Origin of the sequence: Paenibacillus glycinis, assembly GCF_009909185.1 — a bacterium.
Taxonomy (GTDB): Bacteria; Bacillota; Bacilli; order Paenibacillales; family Paenibacillaceae; genus Paenibacillus_Z; species Paenibacillus_Z glycinis.
The window spans coordinates 391,954-411,483 of record NZ_JAAAMV010000003.1 but is presented as its reverse complement, the minus strand read 5'-3'; the positions used below and the strand labels follow the sequence as shown (position 1 = coordinate 411,483).

General features: G+C 60.5%; 11 protein-coding genes. All 11 read left to right on the top strand.

All coding sequences use genetic code 11. The features are described 5' to 3' along the window. Nucleotides 1–57: 57 nt before the first annotated feature. The 11 genes from GT019_RS08420 (at nt 58) to GT019_RS08370 (ending at nt 19,512) form a co-directional block, all read left to right on the top strand. Nucleotides 58–2,274: a helix-turn-helix domain-containing protein gene (locus tag GT019_RS08420; RefSeq protein WP_161742669.1), complete on the top strand. Its 2,217-nt coding sequence runs from the start codon at nt 58–60 to the stop codon at nt 2,272–2,274. Further along, entirely contained in the window at nt 2,271–5,384 is a 3,114-nt protein-coding gene (locus GT019_RS08415; protein ID WP_161742668.1) for a glycosyl hydrolase, read from the top strand. Before GT019_RS08420 ends, GT019_RS08415 begins: the two co-directional genes overlap by 4 nt. Before the next feature lie 246 nt (nt 5,385–5,630). Next, a complete protein-coding gene (locus GT019_RS08410; protein ID WP_161742667.1) occupies nt 5,631–10,358 on the top strand; it encodes a DUF4962 domain-containing protein in 4,728 nt (1,575 codons plus the stop codon). Between the two features lie 324 nt (nt 10,359–10,682). After that, nucleotides 10,683–12,281: an extracellular solute-binding protein gene (locus GT019_RS08405; protein WP_161742666.1), complete on the top strand. Its 1,599-nt coding sequence runs from the start codon at nt 10,683–10,685 to the stop codon at nt 12,279–12,281. A gap of 66 nt (nt 12,282–12,347) precedes the next feature. Then, nucleotides 12,348–13,265: an ABC transporter permease gene (locus tag GT019_RS08400; protein WP_161742665.1), complete on the top strand. Its 918-nt coding sequence runs from the start codon at nt 12,348–12,350 to the stop codon at nt 13,263–13,265. Nucleotides 13,266–13,280: 15 nt separating this feature from the next. Continuing rightward, complete coding sequence (locus GT019_RS08395; RefSeq protein ID WP_235947242.1) at nt 13,281–14,147, top strand: carbohydrate ABC transporter permease; 867 nt, start codon at nt 13,281–13,283, stop codon at nt 14,145–14,147. Between the two features lie 35 nt (nt 14,148–14,182). Further along, nucleotides 14,183–15,193 (top strand): M14 family zinc carboxypeptidase, encoded by a 1,011-nt coding sequence (locus tag GT019_RS08390; RefSeq protein ID WP_161742664.1) that lies wholly within the window; start codon nt 14,183–14,185, stop codon nt 15,191–15,193. Nucleotides 15,194–15,475: 282 nt separating this feature from the next. Next, nucleotides 15,476–16,621, top strand: coding sequence for a Gfo/Idh/MocA family protein (locus GT019_RS08385; RefSeq protein ID WP_161742663.1), 1,146 nt, complete (start codon nt 15,476–15,478; stop codon nt 16,619–16,621). Nucleotides 16,622–16,772: 151 nt separating this feature from the next. After that, nucleotides 16,773–17,834: a zinc-dependent alcohol dehydrogenase gene (locus tag GT019_RS08380; RefSeq protein WP_161742662.1), complete on the top strand. Its 1,062-nt coding sequence runs from the start codon at nt 16,773–16,775 to the stop codon at nt 17,832–17,834. Between the two features lie 41 nt (nt 17,835–17,875). Continuing rightward, on the top strand, nt 17,876–18,715 hold the full coding sequence (locus GT019_RS08375; RefSeq protein ID WP_161742661.1) for a helix-turn-helix domain-containing protein: 840 nt from the start codon (nt 17,876–17,878) through the stop codon (nt 18,713–18,715). Further along, the gene (locus tag GT019_RS08370) at nt 18,712–19,512 is read left to right on the top strand and encodes a sugar phosphate isomerase/epimerase family protein (RefSeq protein WP_161742660.1); all 801 of its coding nucleotides are present in this window, start codon (nt 18,712–18,714) and stop codon (nt 19,510–19,512) included. The genes GT019_RS08375 and GT019_RS08370 overlap by 4 nt, the downstream gene beginning before the upstream one ends. Nucleotides 19,513–19,530: the final 18 nt, after the last annotated feature.

The window sequence follows — 19,530 nt, the reverse complement described above, 5'->3', positions numbered from 1 at the left end:
TTGTTAAGATAGGAGAAAAACCGGCGACAATCGGTAGCATTCGGAGGCGGGGACGAGATGAGGAAAATTCGACCGATTCTATATCTGCGAAACGGAATGAATTCCCTATTCGCCAGGCTCGTCGCGGGGTTTCTGTTTATCGTGCTGCTGCTGGCTTCCCTTACCGTGTACGCCGTCTCCGTATCGAATCGCAGCGTGAAGCAGGAAGTCGTCAAGTACAACACCTCGCTGCTCGACAATACGAGGGACAGCTACGAGAAGCATCTGAATCTCATTAAGCAGCAGATGCTTCTCTTTTTTACGAGCGACGAGATCATGCGCTTGCAGCAGCAGCCGGACAACGTCGATTATCCGGTCATCGTGCGGGAAATCGCGAGATGGACGACCGTTCCTTACCTGTATATCAACAATATCGTGTTCTATTCGAAGAAAGACGACCTCGTGCTGGAGAAAGGGACGAGCACGAACGCCGCGTCCATGTTCAATGTCTTCTCCGCGAGCGAGGAATATCCGTTGGCGTTCTGGAAAGCGCAATTCGGCGCAGCGGAAGCGATTCGGATCCTTCCGGCCGCCGATATGGTCAATCATATCTTCCGGGACAGCCCGCAGCCGCTCGGCGAGCTGATGCCGATCATTATCGAGGGGGTCCACAACCCGGACTTCTACATGATCGTGCTGCTCGATGCCGCCAAGATGTACGAGGCGTTCCACCAAAACGTCTATAAGGACTTCCTGATCTACGACGAGCACGGCAAGCCGATATTCGGCAGAGCGGGCGACGGGGAACCGTTCTTGACCCTCGAAGACTTGGGCGCGACGGGGGCGAACGGCTCGTTGATCCGGGACGGAAAGTATTATTTCGCGAACAAGGGCGAAGGAACCGGGTTTACGTACGTCTCCCGGGTTCCGGCCGACCGGATCGCCGAACAAACGCGAATCAACCTGACGCTGCTGGCCATTATCCTGGCGGCGATCGCGTTCAGCGTCTTGTTCTCGTTCCTGATCGCGGCGCGCATCCATAACCCGCTCAAGAAAGTGATCGAGTCCATCCGCCAGATGAACGACGAGCCTCCGTACCGTTCGACGATCAAGGAATTCAACATCATCAGCGGCCAAATCCACGGCAACCGGATGCTGTTCCGGCAGCTTTCGTTCATGAACCACCTGAAGGCGATCCGAAGCCACGAGCCGGATGCGCCGAAGCTCGAGTTCGCGGGCAAGCCGTTCGTCTTCGTGCTCTACCATATCCAGCCGCACATGGGCGAGCTTCGTTCTTCCGAGGTCTTTCAAAATTGGCTCTATGACTTGCGCATGTTCATCGACAGCAAGCTGAAGCCGGATTTCCCCGATTCGCTCACGTTCCAGATCGAGCGGGATCAAATGCTCAGCCTCGTGTTCACGGAAAGGCGGGCGGACGTCATCGCGCAGCTCGGCCAGATGAAGCAGGCGTTCGATCAGGATTCGGAGCACGGAATCGTCACGATGGCCGTAACCTCGGCGCACTCGGCTTCGGATCACTTGACCTTGGCTTACGAGGAAGCACAGGAGCTCGCGGGCGAACGGCTGATGACGGGCGAGACGCAGCTCATTCTCGAGCGGGGCTCCGCTCCCGTCGCGCTCGGCTTCTCGCCGGATCAGGACAAAGAGCTGGAAGCGAGCCTCAAAGCCGGGAACGCCGCTCAGCTCGTCGCCTTGGTGCAGCAGCATGTCGCGAAGTGGCACCGCGACGTGCCCACGGCGGCGTCGCTCGTGCGGTTCGCCGAGTCTTTCGCGGGCAAGATCCGCGGCGCGGTCACGCCGTTCCCCCTCGGTCCGGAGGAAACCGATGCGCTGCTCGGCAAAACGGGCGAGCGGATCGGGCGCTGCCGCACGGTGAAGGAGCTCGGGGAGCTGCTCGCGGAATGGACGGCGAAGACGGCGGAAGCCGTCCGGGAGAAGAAAGAAGAGAAACACCCGATTACGACCCAGGTCGTCGATTACATCCATGCGCATTTGGCGGACGAAATTTACTTGGACGTGCTGGCGGCGAAGCTCAAGATGAGCAGCGGGTATCTGTCTTCCTATTTCAAAGCTAAAACCGGCATGAACATCGTCGACTACATTAACGAAACCCGGATCGCGAAGGCGGCCGGCCTGCTGGACGACGACCGGCTCAAGATCCGCGAAGCCGCGGAGGCGGTCGGGTACCGGAACATCACCTCGTTCAACCGGATGTTCAAGAAGTACATGGGGCTGACGCCGAGCGAATACCGAAAAAGGAAGGATTCGAATTGACAAAGACGACATCGACGTATGCCGGACTTCTCGGCCGTTTCGCGCACCCTCCCGCGGACCGGCGCTCCGTGCCGTTCTGGTCCTGGAACGGCAAGCTGGAGCAGGGAGAATTGAACGCGCAGATCGAAGGGTTCAAGGAGCAGGGGATGGGCGGCTTCATGATGCATGTCCGCGAAGGACTCGAAACGCCGTACATGGGCGACGCGTTCATGGAGCGGATCAAGCAATCGGTCGCCAAAGCAAAGGAAGAAGGCATGTATGCCTGGCTGTACGACGAAGACCGCTATTCCTCCGGCATGGGCGGCGGACGGGTACCCCGCGAAGGGGGCGACGCCGTTCGGGCCAAAGCGTTATCGCTGACCGTCTGCAAGGCGTACGGGACGGACGCGTCGATTCAAGCCGTTTACCGGGCGCGAATCCGGGGCGACGAGCTGCTGGCATGCACCGGGTTGGCTGATTGGACGGATGGCCGGCAGTTGCCGGCGGATGAAGACGACGCGTACTTGGTGCTGAGACGGCATGTCGCCGGCCCGAACGAGTGGTGCCACGGCGACGCGTATCCCGACAGCTTGAACCCGCTGTCGGCGGCGCTATTCATCGAGACGACTTACGAGAAATACAAAGCGGCCGTCGGCGAGGAATTCGGGGGCGCCGTCCCCGGCATTTTCACGGACGAACCTTTTTTTCGCGGGTTCCAGGAACGGCTGAACGCGCCGGAGATGACGTGGATCGCTTGGACCGATTCGCTGCCGGAGACGTTCGCGGCGAAGAACGGATACGGGATTTGGGAAACGCTTCCCTACTTCTTCTACCGGGGCGGGCCATCGTCCAAGATTCGCCACGATTACTGGAAGACGGTGACGGAGATGTTCTGCGAGGCGTATTCGAAGCCGATCGGCGACTGGTGCCGGGAGAACGGCCTTGCTTTCGCCGGCCATTACTGCTGGGAAGAAGACTTGGTGCAGGCGACGCGATACGGCGGGGCCGTCATGCCCCATTACCGTTATCTGGACGTCCCCGGGATCGACACGCTCGGCGAGCAAACGGACGAAAGCTTGTCGGTCAAGGAGGCGTCCAGCGTCGCGAACCAGTACGGCAAGCCGACCGTAATGACGGAGACGTACGGCGTGACGGGCTGGAACCTGACCTTCGAAGGGCGCAAATGGATCGGCGATTATCAGTTCGCGCTCGGCGTCAACGCGATCACCCACCATGTGGCGCTGTACTCGCTTCGCGGCTGCCGCAAGCGGGATTATCCGCCTTCCTTCAATTACAACGCCAACTGGTGGCCGCATAATCGTGTCGTGGAGGATTACTTCGCCCGGCTCGCTTCGGTGCTGACCGTAGGGCGCGTCGTTCGCGACGTGCTGGTCGTGCATCCGGCGACGTCGGTATGGGCGCGGCTCGGGCAGGACGTATTGGCGCCGGAATGGCGCAACGGGGCGGGGAATGCCGAAGCGATGGCGGCTTACAGCCGGGCATTCAACGACTTCGTCCGGCTGCTGCTCGGGGAGCACTACGATTTCGACTTGGGCGACGAGCTGATCCTGCAGGAGATCGGCCGCGTGCAAGGGGATTGGCTGCAGGTCGGGCTGGCAAGCTATCGGATCGTCGTGCTGCCTTCCTTGGCGAATCTGCTGCGTTCGACTTGCGACCTGCTGCTCGCCTACTTGGATGCCGGCGGTATCCTGCTGTCGTACGGGGACGCGCCAGGGTTGTTGGACGGAGAACCTTACGACCTATCGGCGTTGACGGGGCATCCGGGTTTCCGAAAGGCCGGGAACGGCGAGCAGCTGATCGCGGCGATCGAACGGGAGCTGCCGCGAGCCGTGCGCCTGCTGGGCGATGACGGCAGAGAGGCGAATCGGCTGCTGTGCATGCGCCGGGAATCGGAGGACTGCACCGCCGTGTTCGTCGCCAACAACGACCGGCAAGCCGGATACGACGTGGAAGTCGCCATTCAAGGCGGCGGACGGGTCGAGTCGTGGAATGCGCTCACGGGCGGCAGGACGACCGTCCCCGCGGTTAGCCGCGAGGGGTACCTTGTCTTCCGGGAGCGGTTCGAGCCGACGGATTCGAAGTTGTATGTCGTCGTCCCCGAGGCGGAGAGAGATGCCGTTGGAGAGCCGGAGGAACGGCGCGGGCAAGAGGAGACGCTCGTCGTACTCGATACGCCGGCCTCCTTCGCGCGAACCGCGCCGAACGCGCTCGTGCTGGACCGCTGCCAATACCGCGTCCGGAATGAAGCTTGGTCGGAGACGATGGACGTGTGGCGGGCGCAGAAGGAACTCCGCGGCAGGCTGGGCATGCGGCAAGTGTACGCGAACGGCGGTCTCCAGCGGCATTTCTGGGTCGGCGAGCCTCACGAGCGCGATGGGGAACCGGTCGCGTTCCGGTTCGTCTTCGGGGTCAAGGAAGTGCCCGCGGGCGATGCGTTCGTCGCCTTCGAGCAGGCGGAGCGGTTTCGTTTCCGGTTGAACGGCGAGACGATCGCGGGAGGCCCGGAAGGCTGGTATTTGGACCGCTGCCTGACGACCGTGAAGCTCCCGGTTCTCGCCGCGGGAGAGAACGTGCTCGAGATCGAATGCGCGTACATGCACGACATGGAGATCGAGAACGCGTATCTGCTCGGCGACTTCGGGATAGACGGCGAACGGCGGTTGGTTCGGGAGCCGGGGAATCTGCGGCTCGGGGACTGGTGCCCGCAGGGCTATCCCCATTATTGCGGCAGCATGGTATACCGCTTCGAATTCGATGCGGCGGAGCAGGAGGACGGCGCAAGGACCTTCATGGAGCTGGGGTCGTATGAAGCGATCACGATGCGGTTGTCCGTGAACGGGAGAGACGCAGCGGATATCCCCTGGCGGGCGGCCGGAACCGTCGAACTGACGGCATGGCTCGTGCCGGGCACGAACAGGCTGGAGCTCGAGGTCGTCGGGAGCCCGCGCAATCTGCTCGGTCCGCTGCACGTCGACAGGCCGGACGGAGCGTGGCTCGATTGGTATTCGTTTCACCCGGAGGGACGGGAGCATACGGAGGCCTACGTGCTGCGTCCCTACGGGCTGACGGGGGAGATACGGATTTATATTTCGAAGACGGATGCGCCTTAAGCGGCGTATCCGTTTTTTTGCGTCTGCGGCGGGCGATCCGAGATTTGGATGCGACAACCGACAACCGCGGAGGCGCTAGGCTTTTTTACGAAGGATCGGCTTATTTTCCGAATATCGCAAGGGAGTTGCAGCAGGGGCAATTGCGCCGATTTACCGGGCTCGCGGGTTTTCTTTACGATGAAAGAGCATTTGAATGCTTTGCGATTGTAAGCGGACTCAAAACCATTTGCAAAGGAGCTGAATGATGTGCGGACAGTCAGAGAAAGGAAAACGAAGACGCGTAAAAGCTTCATCTGGTTCATGGCGGCGGCGTTGGCATTGGGATGTTTCGGGGGCTTCTCCCGGATGCCCGGGGCGAACGCGGCCGTGCCGGCATGGCCCGCCCCGTCGGCCTCGGGGTACAATATGCCCTACGGTCCGAAGGACGGCCTCGTGACGACGCAGAACCCGCCCGATTTTCATTGGCCGTGGATCGCGAACGCCGACAAGTACCGCCTGCAGGTCGGCCGGGCGGCGGACCTGTCCGTCGCCGAGTACGACGAAGACGAGTTGACGAATAACTTCTACAACTTCTCTCACGCGCTTGACCCCGGCACGTGGTATTGGCGCGTCCGGTATCACGCGGCGGGTGCTTCCGCTCCGGACGACTGGTCGGCGTGGAGCGACGTCCGCAAGTTCCGCATCGACGGCGATAACGACGTCGCGTTTCCCGTTCCTTCCGTAGACGACCTGCTGGACGAGATCGGCTCGGGCCATCCGCGGATCTGGACGACGGCCGAGACGCTCGCCGATTTCCGGAGCTTGAAGGCGACGACCGGCAAGACGCTCTACGAGAAGAAGCTGGCTTCGGTCACGGCCGCCCTTAATGAAGCGCTGCCGTCGGAACCGATATTTCCTTATCCGCCCTCGCATCCCCGCGACGCGGATTACGAGTCCGCGCAGACGGCCCTGCGCCAAGCCTCCGACAAGGCCGTCGACAAGATGGCGGACGCGGCCTTCCTTTATCTCGTGACGGGCAACGCGGACTACGCGGCCGAAGCGAAGCGGCGGTTGATAAGCATCGCCGAATGGAATCCGAACGGCAGCACGAGCTATGCGCAGAACGATCAGGTGCACCGGTATATCGCGCTCCGGTCCGCCATGGCGTACGACTGGATCTATGATTATCCCCTGTTCGCGGAAGGCGAGAAAGCGGACGTGCGCGCGATGATCGTGGCCAGGACGGAGACGATGTACGACGAGCTCGTCACGGCTCATCCGCTTCGGAAAACGCCGTTCGATTCCCACGGCTGGACCAACTTCGGCTATGTCGGCTTGATCGCGATCGCCCTTCTTCACGATGCGCCCGAAGCCGAGGACTGGTTCCGGGGCACCGTGCCCGACTATATCAACTTCATGCCTCCTTGGGGCGGAGAGGACGGGGGCTGGTCCCAGGGAACGGGGTATTGGCAATATTCCTCCCTCTTCGGCAAGGAATTCACGGACGTGCTGAATACCGCCAGCGGGTTCAATCTCTACGATAAAGCCTACTCGCGGAACGAAGGGCTGTATCCGCTCTATATGTTCCCGCACGGCAGCCCGGGCGGCGTCTTCGGAGACGGAAGCGAGGATTCTCCGAGCCATTACAGCGTCTCCATTCTGAACCGGCTGGCCCAGATGTATCAGGATTCAAGGCTGAAATGGGAGTCCGAAGCGATCGGATCGGAGCCCGGCGAAGAGTTATTCAACTACTTCTACGGCGATGCCGACCTGGCCGGCATGCCTCCCGTGGATTTGCCGGACGGCAGATGGTTCCAGGATATCGGCGAGGTCGCGATGCATTCCGAGCTTTACGATCCCGACCGCGTGTCCCTGTATTTCAAGTCCAGTCCGTACGGGAGCTATAACCACACCCACGCCGACCAGAACAGCTTCGTGGTCAAAGCGTTCGGCGAATCGCTGGCCGTCGAAGGCGGATTTTTCGATTCGTACACGAGCGAACACATGATCAATTACGGCAGACAGACGTTCGCTTCCAACGCGATCACGATCGACCGGAAGAAAGGACAGCCCACGAACGACATCGACGCGGACGGCAAAATTCTCGGCTTCGTGACGCATCCCGACTTCGACGCGACGAGCGGCGACGCCTCGGCCGCCTATGCGGGCATGCTGTCCCGGGCGGACCGGAAAATCATCTACGTGCGTCCTTCGACGTTCGTCGTGGTCGATCAGTTGGCCTCGAACAAGCCGGGCGGCTCGAACTTCGAATGGTGGCTGCACGCGGACGACGAGCTCGACGTCGACGTGCCGAGCGCGGAAGCGACGATTCTGAAAGGGAACGCCGGCTTGAAGGTCAAGCTGCTCACGCCCGGCGGGTTAACCGCGGTTACGGAGGATAACTTCCTCGATCAGAACGGGATCGAACGAAAGCCGGGCGGCAATTTCACGGGCAGGGAGCAGAAACACGCGGCATTCGTGACGCCGAAGGCATCCCAGGCGACGATCGTGTCGACGATGCAAGCCTACGAACGAAGCGACGGCGCACCGGCAGAAGCGACCGTGGAAAACAACGGCGCGTACTTGAAGCTCTCCTTCGAGGACGGTTCCGTCGTGTACGTCCGAACGGGCACGAGCGGCGTCGTGAACGCGGGCAGCGTCTCGTTCGACGGGGCGGCCGTCGCCTTCAAGGGAGACACGGTGCTCCTCGTCGACGGCAAGAGCGTCGCGAAGGACGGCGTCGCGCTGATCACGAGCAGCGAGACCGCGACCGTCGTCTACGGCCAAGACCGCCTGTCGGTATCCGGCCAAGCGGACACGCAAGTCGCCGTTCTTGCGCCGGGGCTGACGCGGCTTCGCGATCAGGACAGCGGGGACGATATCCCGCAAGGCGGCACGGCTGCGGAAGAGATGGCGCTGCAAGGCGTTCATTGGACGACGGCGGGCGACACGCTGAACGTCCAAGTCGAGCATGGCCAGCGGGCGTTCAAGCTGAACGACGCTCCGATGCCGGAACCGATGGCGCCCGTCACGCTGAACGTCGACATCGACGGGGTGCCTGGCACGATCGAGTTGGAGCGGCATAGCGATACGGAAGGCAACCCGGTCGCTTGGGGCAAGCTGGACAACGAGCCGGGCCTATACCAGGTGCTCGAAGCGCCGGCCGGATTCTTGTTCGCCTCCCACGGGAAAGCGGACAGCGTCTTCTTGGAAGCCGATGCTCCGATCCTGCTGCGCGGGGCGGCGGGACTCGTCAAGCTGAAGAAGATGGGGGCGGACGCGCCGACGCCCACGGTCACGTGGGACGATCCCGACGAGAAGCGGGAGACGACCCCGATCGTCTGGAAAGAAGCGGAGGCGTACTCCGCGAAGGGAGACCCGTCGTTCACCGTCTATCGGAATCGGCCGTTCCTGTCGGGCGGCGCCGGCGTCGGGACCTGGGTGGACGTCGGATCTTGGGGCAAATGGCAGCTGAACGTCCCGAACGCGGGCACCTACGATCTCGTCGTGAAATACGTGTCGGGCTGGGATATGCCGGCGGGACAGCAAAGCGCCAGACTGGCCATGATCGGCGAATCTCCTTATTATTTCGAGACCGAGACGACCGTGGACTACGGGACGCTGCCGGAATATTGGAAAGCGGCGCGGGTACGAACCGGCAAGGTGCTGGAACCCGGGCCGATCGACATTACGCTCTGGAATGCCAGAGGTCCGATGAACGTCGACTGGATCGGCCTTATCGAAGTGAAGGATGACGAGGTCATACCGACGATTCCCGGCAACGTGGCGCTAACGAACGTAACGGATCATTCGGTCGACGTCTCGTGGACCGCCTCCACGGATGACGTCGCGGTCGCGCAATACGCGATTTACGCGAACGGCGTGCAGAAACTGCTCGTGCCCGCCGGCGGTACCTTGACCGCGACGGTGTCCGGCTTGTCGACCGGCCAGACGTACGCCATTACCGTCAGGGCCGTGGATTCGAGCGGCAATCGTTCCAAGGCGAGCGCGGCCGCGACCGCGACGCTGCCCGACTTGACCGCGCCGGGCTGGGATGCCGCGGACGCCCTGCGGATCGACCATCTGTTCCCCGCGATCGCGAAGCTGAAATGGGATGAAGCGGAAGACAATTCCGGCCATGTCGCCTCCTATAAGCTGTATCGGTCGGATCAGCCGGGCGTCGCGGTCGAAGTCACCGGAACGTCCTACGACGTAACCGGCTTGACGCCGGGCGCGTCCTATACATTCAAGGTCGAAGCGAAGGATGCCGCCGGCAACGAATCCACGGATGGTCCGACGATCGCATTGACCATGCCGACAACGGGGGCCGCGGGAGAATACTACGAGACGTTCGATAGCTGGACGACGGCGGCCAACGGCAACGGCTGGACGTTTACCCGCAATTTCGGCACGGTCGTCGAACCCGTAACCTCGCCGATCACGGCGGGCAAGGCGCTGAAGGTGCTCGATAATTACGAGGATCCGACGAACGAATGGGCGGTCAGTCCGATCGTGCAAAAAGCGACGACGGCGCTCACCGGCAAAGTGACGTTCGAAACGAAGTTCATCGCGAACAAGGTCGGCTACTTCGAGATGATCGTCGGCGGATCCGGAACGGATCTGATCCGCTTTACGGGCGGTTCCGACAAAAAGTTCGGCTATTGGATCAAAGACGGCGGAACGAACAAATTGGTCAAGCTCCCGAATTCGACCGCCGAGATACCGGCTAATCAATGGATGACCCTCCGGTTCGACGCGGACATGGACGCGAAGCGGTACAGCATTACGCTGCAATCGGATTATTACAAAACGCTGACCTCGGACGCGGACTTTCCCGGCACGCTCGACAAGCGGACCGGAACCTACCGGATCGGAGGGCTGAAATTCTACGACGATAACGCAACCGTCTCGAACCTGAGCTCGTTCGTCTTCCGCCCGAGCCGCTATACGGGCGAGTACCTGTTCGATTACGCGACGATGTTCAAGACGCCTTAAGCACGGGCCGAAGCCGGTTGCCCGAGTAAGATTAAGCGGCGTCCGGCACCCGGAGCCGCGGGGGAAACCCCGTGCGCTTCGGATGCCGCCGCCGAATAACGACGATCGTTTTCGCGAACAAAGAATAGGCGTTTTCCCGGAAGCTGCGATTATTTCAAGAAAACCATAAAGGAATTGAAGCCGCGTCGGAACGGCCGATTTACCGCCGTTCTCCGATGCTTTATGCTAGCGTTATCGAGGGGGCCTGACCCGCCGCAAGCGGAGCGGTGCCTCGGCGAGATGCCTCATCTATTGAAGCGAATAGTCGAAGGGGAGGGTGCATTCATGTTGAAGCAGAGAAAGAAAAGCAAACGCGGCGCCGCCGCAAGCACGATGCTCGCGACGGTCATGCTGCTGTCGACCATGCTCGCCGCGTGTGCGGACAAAGAAGGGAACAACGCGCAGGCGCCGAACGAGCCGGCCGCGTCCGGTACGAACGATCCGGCAAATGCGCCGGCGAACGCTTCGGCGGAAAAGCCGGCGCAAGAGCCTGCGACGCCCGAGCCGGCCACGCTAAGGCTGTTGACGGACCAATCCCAAGCCTGGCCCGTCAAGGAAGATTGGGCCGTATGGAAATGGATCCAAGAGAAAACGAATATCACGATCAAGCAGGAAACGCAGACGGGACCGGAGTCGCTCGCGCTCGCCGTCGCTTCCGGCGACATGCCCGACCTGATGTCCGTGTTCCCGCCGGACGCGCAGAAGTACGGGCCGCAAGGCGCATTCCTCGATTTGTCCAAATACCTGGACAAAATGCCGCACTTGAAAGCGTTTCTGGAAGCCAGACCCGACGTCGCGCAGCGAATGACGTCGCCCGGCGGCGAAATGTACCATGTGCTCAACGACGGCATGGGCGCGGGCAATCAGACCGTCTTCTTCTATCGCGACGATATCTTCGCGAAGAATTCGCTCGAGGTGCCGAAGACGTGGGACGAGATGTACGAAACGGCCAAGAAGCTGAAGAAGCTGTATCCCGACAGCTATCCGTTCGTCTTCCGCCACGGCATCAACACGCTGAAGTATTTCGGTCCTTCCTTCGGCATTTATCCCGAATTCTACGAAGACCCGGCCACGGGCAAGATCAAGCACGGCGCGGCCGATCCCGGCTTCAAGAAGCTGGTCGACTACCTGCGCAAGTTCTACGCGGAGGGCTTGACGCCGCCGGATTGGCTGTCGATGGACTATAAGGCATGGACGCAGTTCATGACGACGGGCAAATCGTTCATGACGATCCAGTTCATCGGGCAAATCGAAATCATGAACGCGCAGCTGACGGACGGGGCGCATCTGAAGTTCATGGCGCCGCCGCTCGGCAGCGGCAGCCAGCCTTACATTCCGAACACGAATTTCGAAGAATACGGCTTCGCGGTTTCCTCCACGACCAAGAATCTGGACGCCGCGCTGCGTTATCTCGACTTCCTCTATTCCGACGAGGGCAAGGATCTGTTGAGCTGGGGCAAAGAAGGCGAGACGTACACGATGGTGGACGGCAAACGCAAGTTCCTGCCGCAGTTCAAGGAGCCGAACGATCTGCGCAAGGAGCTCGGCATGTTCACGACGGGCGCGTACGGAGTGGCCGATTTCGAAGCTTCGAAGTCGCTCAGCAACGAGAACGAGCAATACGCCTACACGGAGGCCGCCAAGTACCAGTTCCCGGTCATCAACGCCCTGCCGCCGCTGACCGGGGAAGAGAAGAGCGCCATCGCCAATACGGAAGAACAGATCCGGAAATATTACGAAACGGCCGTCGCCAAGTTCATCATGGGCGAGACGCCGATGACCGAATGGGACGCCTTCCTGGCCGAGCTGCAGAAGCTGGGCTCCCAGAAGCTCATCGACGCCTACCAAATCGGACTGGACCGCGTGAAAGCGAACGCGAAATAAAGAGGAACGCCGATAGGGCTATGCGTCTCCCGAAGACGTCCGGCCCTATCTGCTCTCGGGAAGGAGATGCGGGATTTGAAGCCATCGGTCATCGGGCAAGTGAAGCGCGACCGCGTCTTTTTGCTGCTGCTGGCGCCCGTGCTGCTCTACTATATTTTGTTCAAGTACGTCCCCATGTTCGGCATCGTCATCTCGTTCATGGACTACAACCTGTTCAAGGGGTTCGCGGGCAGCCCGTGGGTCGGCTTGAAATACTACAAACAGTTCTTCGATAATCCCGACGCCCTCGTCATCATCAAGAATACGGCGCTTCTCGGCTTCTACAAGCTGCTGTTCGGGTTTCCCGCGCCGATCGTGCTGGCCCTGATGCTCAACGAGCTGAGAGGCAGATTGTTCAAACGGTTCGTGCAGTCGGTCAGCTACTTGCCGTATTTCCTGTCTTCCGTCGTCGTGTCGAGCATGATCGTCATGCTGCTGTCCCCGAGCACGGGATGGCTGAACCATCTCCTGCAGCGGATGGGCTTTCCGGCCGTCAATTTCCTTCAGGAATCCGAGTGGTTTCGGACGATCTACGTCGGCTCGGAAGTTTGGCAGCAGGCCGGCTGGAGCTCCATTATCTTTCTGGCCGCCATGACGACGATCGATCCGCAGCTCTACGAGGCGGCCAGGATGGACGGCGCCGGCAGATTGAAGCAAATCTGGCACGTGACGCTGCCCGGGATCTCGACGGCCGTCGTCATCATGTTCATTTTGCAAGTCGGGCAAGTGCTCGAAATCGGCTTCGAGAAAGTATTCCTCCTGTCCAACGCGGCGACTTACGATACGTCGGACATCATATCGACGTACGTTTACCGGGTAGGCATTCTCCAAGGCGCGTACAGCTACGGCACGGCGATCGATTTGTTCATGGGCGTCATCGGCTTCCTGCTCGTCTACGCGAGCAACAGGATCAGCCGCAAATTCGGGGAAACGAGCTTATGGTAAGGGAGTTCATGCGGATTGAATAACAAAACCGGACTTTTTGACGTCGTGAATATCCTGCTGCTGGGCATTTTCGCATGCGTCATGCTGTTTCCTTTCGTCCATATGGCAGCAGTTTCGATAAGCTCCGCGGACAGCGTCGTCGACAATCGGGTCGGCTTATGGCCCGAAGGCTTTCAACTCGATGCGTATGCCGCCGTTTTCCGGGATAACCGCATTCTCGCCGGCTATCGCAATACGCTGCTCTACGTCGTGCTGGGGACGACGCTTTCGCTCGCGTTCACGACGATCGGGGCTTATTCGCTCTCGCGCAGAAATCTCGTCTTCGGCAAGGCGTTCATGCTGATGATCGTCTTCACGATGCTGTTCTCGGGCGGGTTGATCCCGACGTACCTCACGGTGCGGAGCTATCATTTGCTGGATACGATCTGGGCGATGGTGCTGCCGGGGCTCGTATCCTCCTGGTACTTGATCATCATGCGCACGTTCTTCCAGGGGATTCCGCGCGAGCTGGAGGAGTCCGGGAAGATCGACGGGCTATCCGATCTCGGCATCCTGCTGCGAATCGTGCTGCCGTTATCGAAGCCCGTGATATTGACGATTTCGTTATTTTACGCGGTGCAGATCTGGGGCAATTTCTTTTACGCGCTCATCTTCATTCGGAATGCCGACCTGTTTCCGCTTCAGGTGATGATCCGGAACATCGTCCTGATGGGCCAGACCTCGGATATGACGATGAGCTCCGCCGTCGGCGACAAGACCGTCGTCTTGGAATCGCTCAAGTACGCGGTCATTCTCGTCGGCACGCTTCCGATCATGCTGATCTACCCGTTCATTCAGAAGCATTTCGTCAAAGGCGCCATGATGGGGTCCGTCAAGGGATGACCGGCAGCGCGCGCCCGGAGAAGGAGGAACCGTCGTTGGTCGAGCCGTTCTGGAAAAGCGATTTGCCCGCTATCGCGCAAGGCATGGCGGAGGTTAAACGGGGGCGCGCCGGCGTCCTCGTGACGTCCGCGGGCGGACGCGACGCGTACGTGGCCGAATACGGCGAGAAAGAGGATTTCGGCCGGACGGCCAATTACAGCTCGGCTTGCGGGGCGGGCGATCCGTCGCATTACGCCCGCAAAGGCGAAGGCGCCAAGCCCGTGCTGCTCCTCGTCGGCGGCGTTCACGGCGGGGAGCTCGAAGGCATGGCCGCGGTCATGAACCTGATTCGCTTGCTCGAGACCGGAACCGATTACCGGGGCAAGCGGCACGATTATCTCTACGAGAACGCCGGACGTTTCCGGCTGTTGCTGGTTCCGTGCCTGAATCCCGACGGACGGGCGAGGCTGCCGGCCGACACGTTGATCGGAACGCCTTACGAGCAGTTCGTCTATTGGATGCAGGGGTCATGGAAGGACGGGACGCTCTGCTCGTGGCCCGCGTGCAAGGCGGTTCATCCGATCAAGGACGCTGCCGGCTTTCTCGGGTCGTACTTCAACGACGACGGCGTCAACATGATGCACGACAATTTCTTCGCCCCGATGGCGCGGGAGACGGCGGCGCTGCTTGCGCTGGCGGAGCGGGAAGCCGTCGATTTCCATCTATCGCTGCACGGCGGGGCGAACGAGGCGATTCATTTTCCGGCGATCGCGTACTTGCCCGCGGCCGTCAGGCGGAAGCATCAGGCGTTCAACGAGCGAATGGCCGAGGTCTATCGGGAGCGGGGATTGCCTTTCGCGCTCGTGGACCAATGGACGGAAAAGGAGGGGGCCTCCGCGCCTTCGTTCAATTTGACGTCGGCGGTCCACCATGCCTGCGGCGGGATGAGCATGACGTTCGAATCCAACATGGGGCTGGACGCGCCGGGAGAGCGGCTGTCGGCGGAGGAGATACTGGACAGCCATTTCCTGCTGTTCGAAGAGATGTTCCGGTTCGCGTCGCGATAAGACGGACCGGCCCGCGAGCAGCCTGCCGCTAGGATAGCTAGATTACGTTCAGGGAGAAGACCGCGAGAAACCACTCTTTCCGAGAGTGGTTTTCTTGCGTTGGGGGGAAGCAAGGGCATCGACCCGCTTGCGCAGCTGCCGGGCGAAAACCTGTATAACTGCTTGTTTATCCTGTACCCGAACGCTTATGGAAGGGCCGGCGCTCTTTATATAATTGGGGTGCGGGTTCTTTAAAAGTGATCATAGCCGAGGCTCGAACGGCTGGAATGGAGAGGGTAGCGGTTGGAACAACTACAAGTCGGCATCATCGGAACGGGATTCTCCGCAGGCTTCCATCTGGAAGCGCTGCGCCGCCTTCCCTATATAGAAGTCGTGGCCATCGCGGGCAGCTCGCTCGGCAAGGCGCGGGAGACGGCCAAGAAATACGCGATACCGCGGGCGTATTCGAGCCCGGAAGCGCTGATCGCGGATACCGACGTTCAGGTCGTCCATAACTGCACGCCGAATCACCTGCATTTTCGAATCAACGAGGCGGTCCTGCTGGCCGGCAAACATCTCTTGTCGGAGAAGCCGCTCGCGATGAACGCCGGCGAATCGGCCAAGCTCGCCGAATTGGCCAAACGGCAGGACGCGGTCAGCGGCGTATGCTACAACTACCGGCACTATCCGCTGGTCGCGGAAACCCGGGACCGGATTCGATCCGGGCAGACGGGCCCCGTTCATCTGATAACGGGCGGTTACCTGCAGGACTGGCTGCTGGAAGACACGGATTACAATTGGCGGCTGCACGCCGACCTCTCGGGGGCGACGCGGGCGATTGCCGATATCGGGTCCCACTGGTGCGACCTGGCGCAGCATATTACCGGTCAGCGCATCGTGGAGGTGTTCGCGGATCTGAAGACGCTGCATCCCGTCCGCAGGAAGCCGCTTCCCGAACCGGATGCGGACGGAAGGCCGCAGTACGAGGAGATCCGCATCGCGACCGAGGATTTCGGCAGCGTGCTGGTTCATTTCGAGAACGGCATCCACGGCGTGTTCACCGTCTCGCAGGTAAGCGCCGGACGCAAGAATAAACTGTTCTTCGACTTGTCGGCGGAGCGCGAGTCGCTGCACTGGGACCAGGAGGCGGCGAACAAGCTGTGGATCGGCAGCCGCGGCTCGGCCAGCCTCGTCGTCGGCTGCGATCCGGGGGAGCTCTCGAGGGAAGCGGCGGCAATGGTCCATTATCCCGGCGGACATGAAGAGGGCTGGCCCGACGGCGTGAAGAACCTGTTTCTGAATTTCTATCAAGCGGTTCGCGAGCGTCGAATGGGCGTCTCCGCCATGACGCCGCCGACGTTCGCGTCGATCGAAGAAGGCCACCATATGATGCGGATCAACGACGCGATTGTCGAGAGCTGCCGCATCCAGTCGTGGGTTCGGGTATAATCGAACCTGTATTCATGATAAGTATCCCTATACAAGTGATAAAGACACGTCCTCCGATGCCCGGTATACTTGGATTGTAAGCGGTATGCAAAATAAATCGATCATGATTGTTATCATTGCTTTGGTAACGATCTAACGGAGGAATACGCTCATGCCCAAACAACTGCTAGCGGCGGCGCCCAGAAAAGCAGCGATCGGCGATTACGAAGAACGGCAGCTCCAACCGAACGAAGTCAGAGTGAAGGTGGAACACGCTTCGCCGAAGCACGGCTCGGAGCTCGCGGGCTTCCGCGGCGAAAGCCCGCATACGGCGGATTACTTCGACGAAGAGTGGAACATGTTCTTGCGGCGGGAGACGAGCGATAAAGAGACGGACGGCGGGTTCGGCAGATGGAACCTCGGCAACCAATGGGTCGGCATCGTTACCGAAGCGGGAGCGGACGTCAGCGAATACGCCATCGGCGAACGCGTATGCGGATACGGCGGCGTGCGCGAGACGCATATCGTCAATGCCGTGAATAACTACTACCTGAAGAAAGTGCCCGCGGGCATGTCCTGGAAGAATGCGGTATGCTTCGATCCGGCGCAATTCGCGCTCGGCGGCATACGCGACGCGCATGTGCGCGCCGGCGACCGCGTCGCGATATTCGGCTTGGGCGCGATCGGTCAGATCGCGGCGCAGATGGCCAAACTGGCCGGCGCCAACTGGGTAGCCGTCATCGATCCGATCGAGAAGCGCCGCGAAGTCGCGATCCGCGCCGGCGCCGATGCGGGCTACGATCCGGTGAACCAGGACGTCGGCCTGGAGCTCAAGAAAGCGACCGGCAAGCTGGGCGTCGACGTCATCATCGAGACCAGCGCAAGCGAATTCGCGCTTCAACAAGCTTTGAGAGGTTTGGCGTACGGCGGCACGATCGCCTTCGTAGGCTGGGCACGGGCATTCAAGGGCGGACTGGACCTTGGACGCGAGGCGCATTTCAACAATGCCAAGATCGTATTCTCGCGCGCGTGCAGCGAGCCGAATCCGGATCATCCGCGCTGGAGCTGGAGAAGGCTCGAGGACGTATGCTGGGATATGCTGCTTAAAGGGAAGCTCGATTGCGAGGAGATCATCAACCCGGTCGTGCCGTTCCTGGAATCCGCCGACGGCTACGAGCAGTACGTCGACCAACGTCCGGATCTCAGCATCAAGCTGGGCGTCAATTTCGTCTAAAGCCCGCGGACCGGCAGTCTTATAGAACGAGGGGGAGCGCCATGAATCATCAGCTGGACTTTCTGCTGCAAAATGCCGAATTGAAAATCGTGGAATTCGATATGAACTGCAGAACGGAAATGCGGACGTTCAAGCGGACGCTCCCTTATTATATGATGTCCTATCATAAGAAGGGCAGCGCCAAGCTCCGGGTCGGCGACGAGACGTACGATATTCCGCCCGGATCCATCATTTACGTGCCGATGAACGTGGAGCATGACCATTTCAAGACGAGAACGGACGAAACCGAGTTTCTGTGGTGGCATTTCACGCTTCAGATCGCGGGCGTCATGGACGTCATGAAGATGTTTCAGATTCCGTATCTGTTCAAGCTGAACGATGCCGAGGCATTCGAACGGGTCTTCATGCAGTTCATGGAGGCGACGTCGACCAGCCGGCCGCTGCTCCTATCGGCCATTCTGAAGCAAGCGAAGGCGCTCGAGCTGCTCTATATGATCCTCGACAGCGCGATCTCCCGGAAGGACATGATCGGCAACCCGATGCAGTCCCAGAGTTTTCTCAATCTGCTGGCGCGCATCGTACAGCATCCGCAGGAGCAGCTCTCGCTTCAGAGCTTGTCGGAAGAGCTGCATATGCATCCTACGTATATTTGTAACCGCTTTAAAGAATTGTTCGGCAAGTCGCCGATGCAGGTGCAGCGGGAGATGAAGATCCAGCGGGCCAAGACGCTGCTCGAGACCAGCGAGATGTCGATTACCGAAATCGCGCAGGCCCTGGGCTCGAACGAGCTGCAGAACTTCACGCGTCTGTTCAAATCCTATGTCGGCGTGTCGCCGACGCAATATCGCAATCTTAAACTCAAATGGAGGAATACCCCTTGAAAATCGCGACGCAGGACAGATCCTTCTTCGGCTCCACGTACGAGCAGAAGCTGCAATCCTTGAAAACGCTCGGCTTCGAAGGCTTCGAAATCGACGGCAGAAACTTGATCGAACGGTTTGACGAGATCCGCAAGGCCGTCCGAACGACGGGGATTCCGATCAGCTCGGTCTGCGGCGGGTACCGCGGCTGGATCGGCGCCTTCGACCCCGAAGAGCGGGCCAAGGCGATAGCGGACATCGGCGAAATTCTGACGTACGCGGGAGAGATCGGCGCCGCCGGCGTCATCGTGCCCGCCGCGTTCGGGATCTTCTCGAAGAAGCTGCCGCCGTTTCGATCGCCGCGCGATGCCGCGGAAGAGCGCCAGGTTCTGCTGGACTCGCTCGGCCGACTGAACGAACGCGCGAACCGCGCCGGCAGCCGTTTGCTGCTCGAGCCGCTGAACCGCTACGAGGATCATATGATCAACCGGTTGGACGAAGCGGGCAGCCTCATTCGCGAAGGCGGGTTCTCGGGCGTGAAAATCATGGCCGACTTCTTCCATATGCAGATCGAAGAGCCGGACGTCCATGCGAGCCTCCGCGCCGAAGCTTCCTTGATCGCGCACGTGCATTTGGCGGACAGCAACCGTCTGCAGCCGGGTTACGGCCATACGGATTTCCCGGCGTATTTCAAGACGCTGCGCGACATCGGCTTCGGCGGCTACATGGCCGTCGAATGCGAGCTTGCCCCGGGCGACGGCATGCAGGCCTACGCGGAGATGGCGGCCTACTTGAAGAGCTGCATGACCGCGGAATAAACAGACGCCAATAGGGAG

What these genes read in the sequence shown, in the direction of transcription:
- GT019_RS08420 (WP_161742669.1), top strand. Translation starts at nt 58, where the DNA reads ATGAGGAAAATTCGACCGATTCTATATCTGCGAAACGGAATGAATTCC.
- GT019_RS08405 (WP_161742666.1), top strand. Translation starts at nt 10,683, where the DNA reads ATGTTGAAGCAGAGAAAGAAAAGCAAACGCGGCGCCGCCGCAAGCACG.
- GT019_RS08400 (WP_161742665.1), top strand. Translation starts at nt 12,348, where the DNA reads ATGCGGGATTTGAAGCCATCGGTCATCGGGCAAGTGAAGCGCGACCGC.
- GT019_RS08380 (WP_161742662.1), top strand. Translation starts at nt 16,773, where the DNA reads ATGCCCAAACAACTGCTAGCGGCGGCGCCCAGAAAAGCAGCGATCGGC.
- GT019_RS08375 (WP_161742661.1), top strand. Translation starts at nt 17,876, where the DNA reads ATGAATCATCAGCTGGACTTTCTGCTGCAAAATGCCGAATTGAAAATC.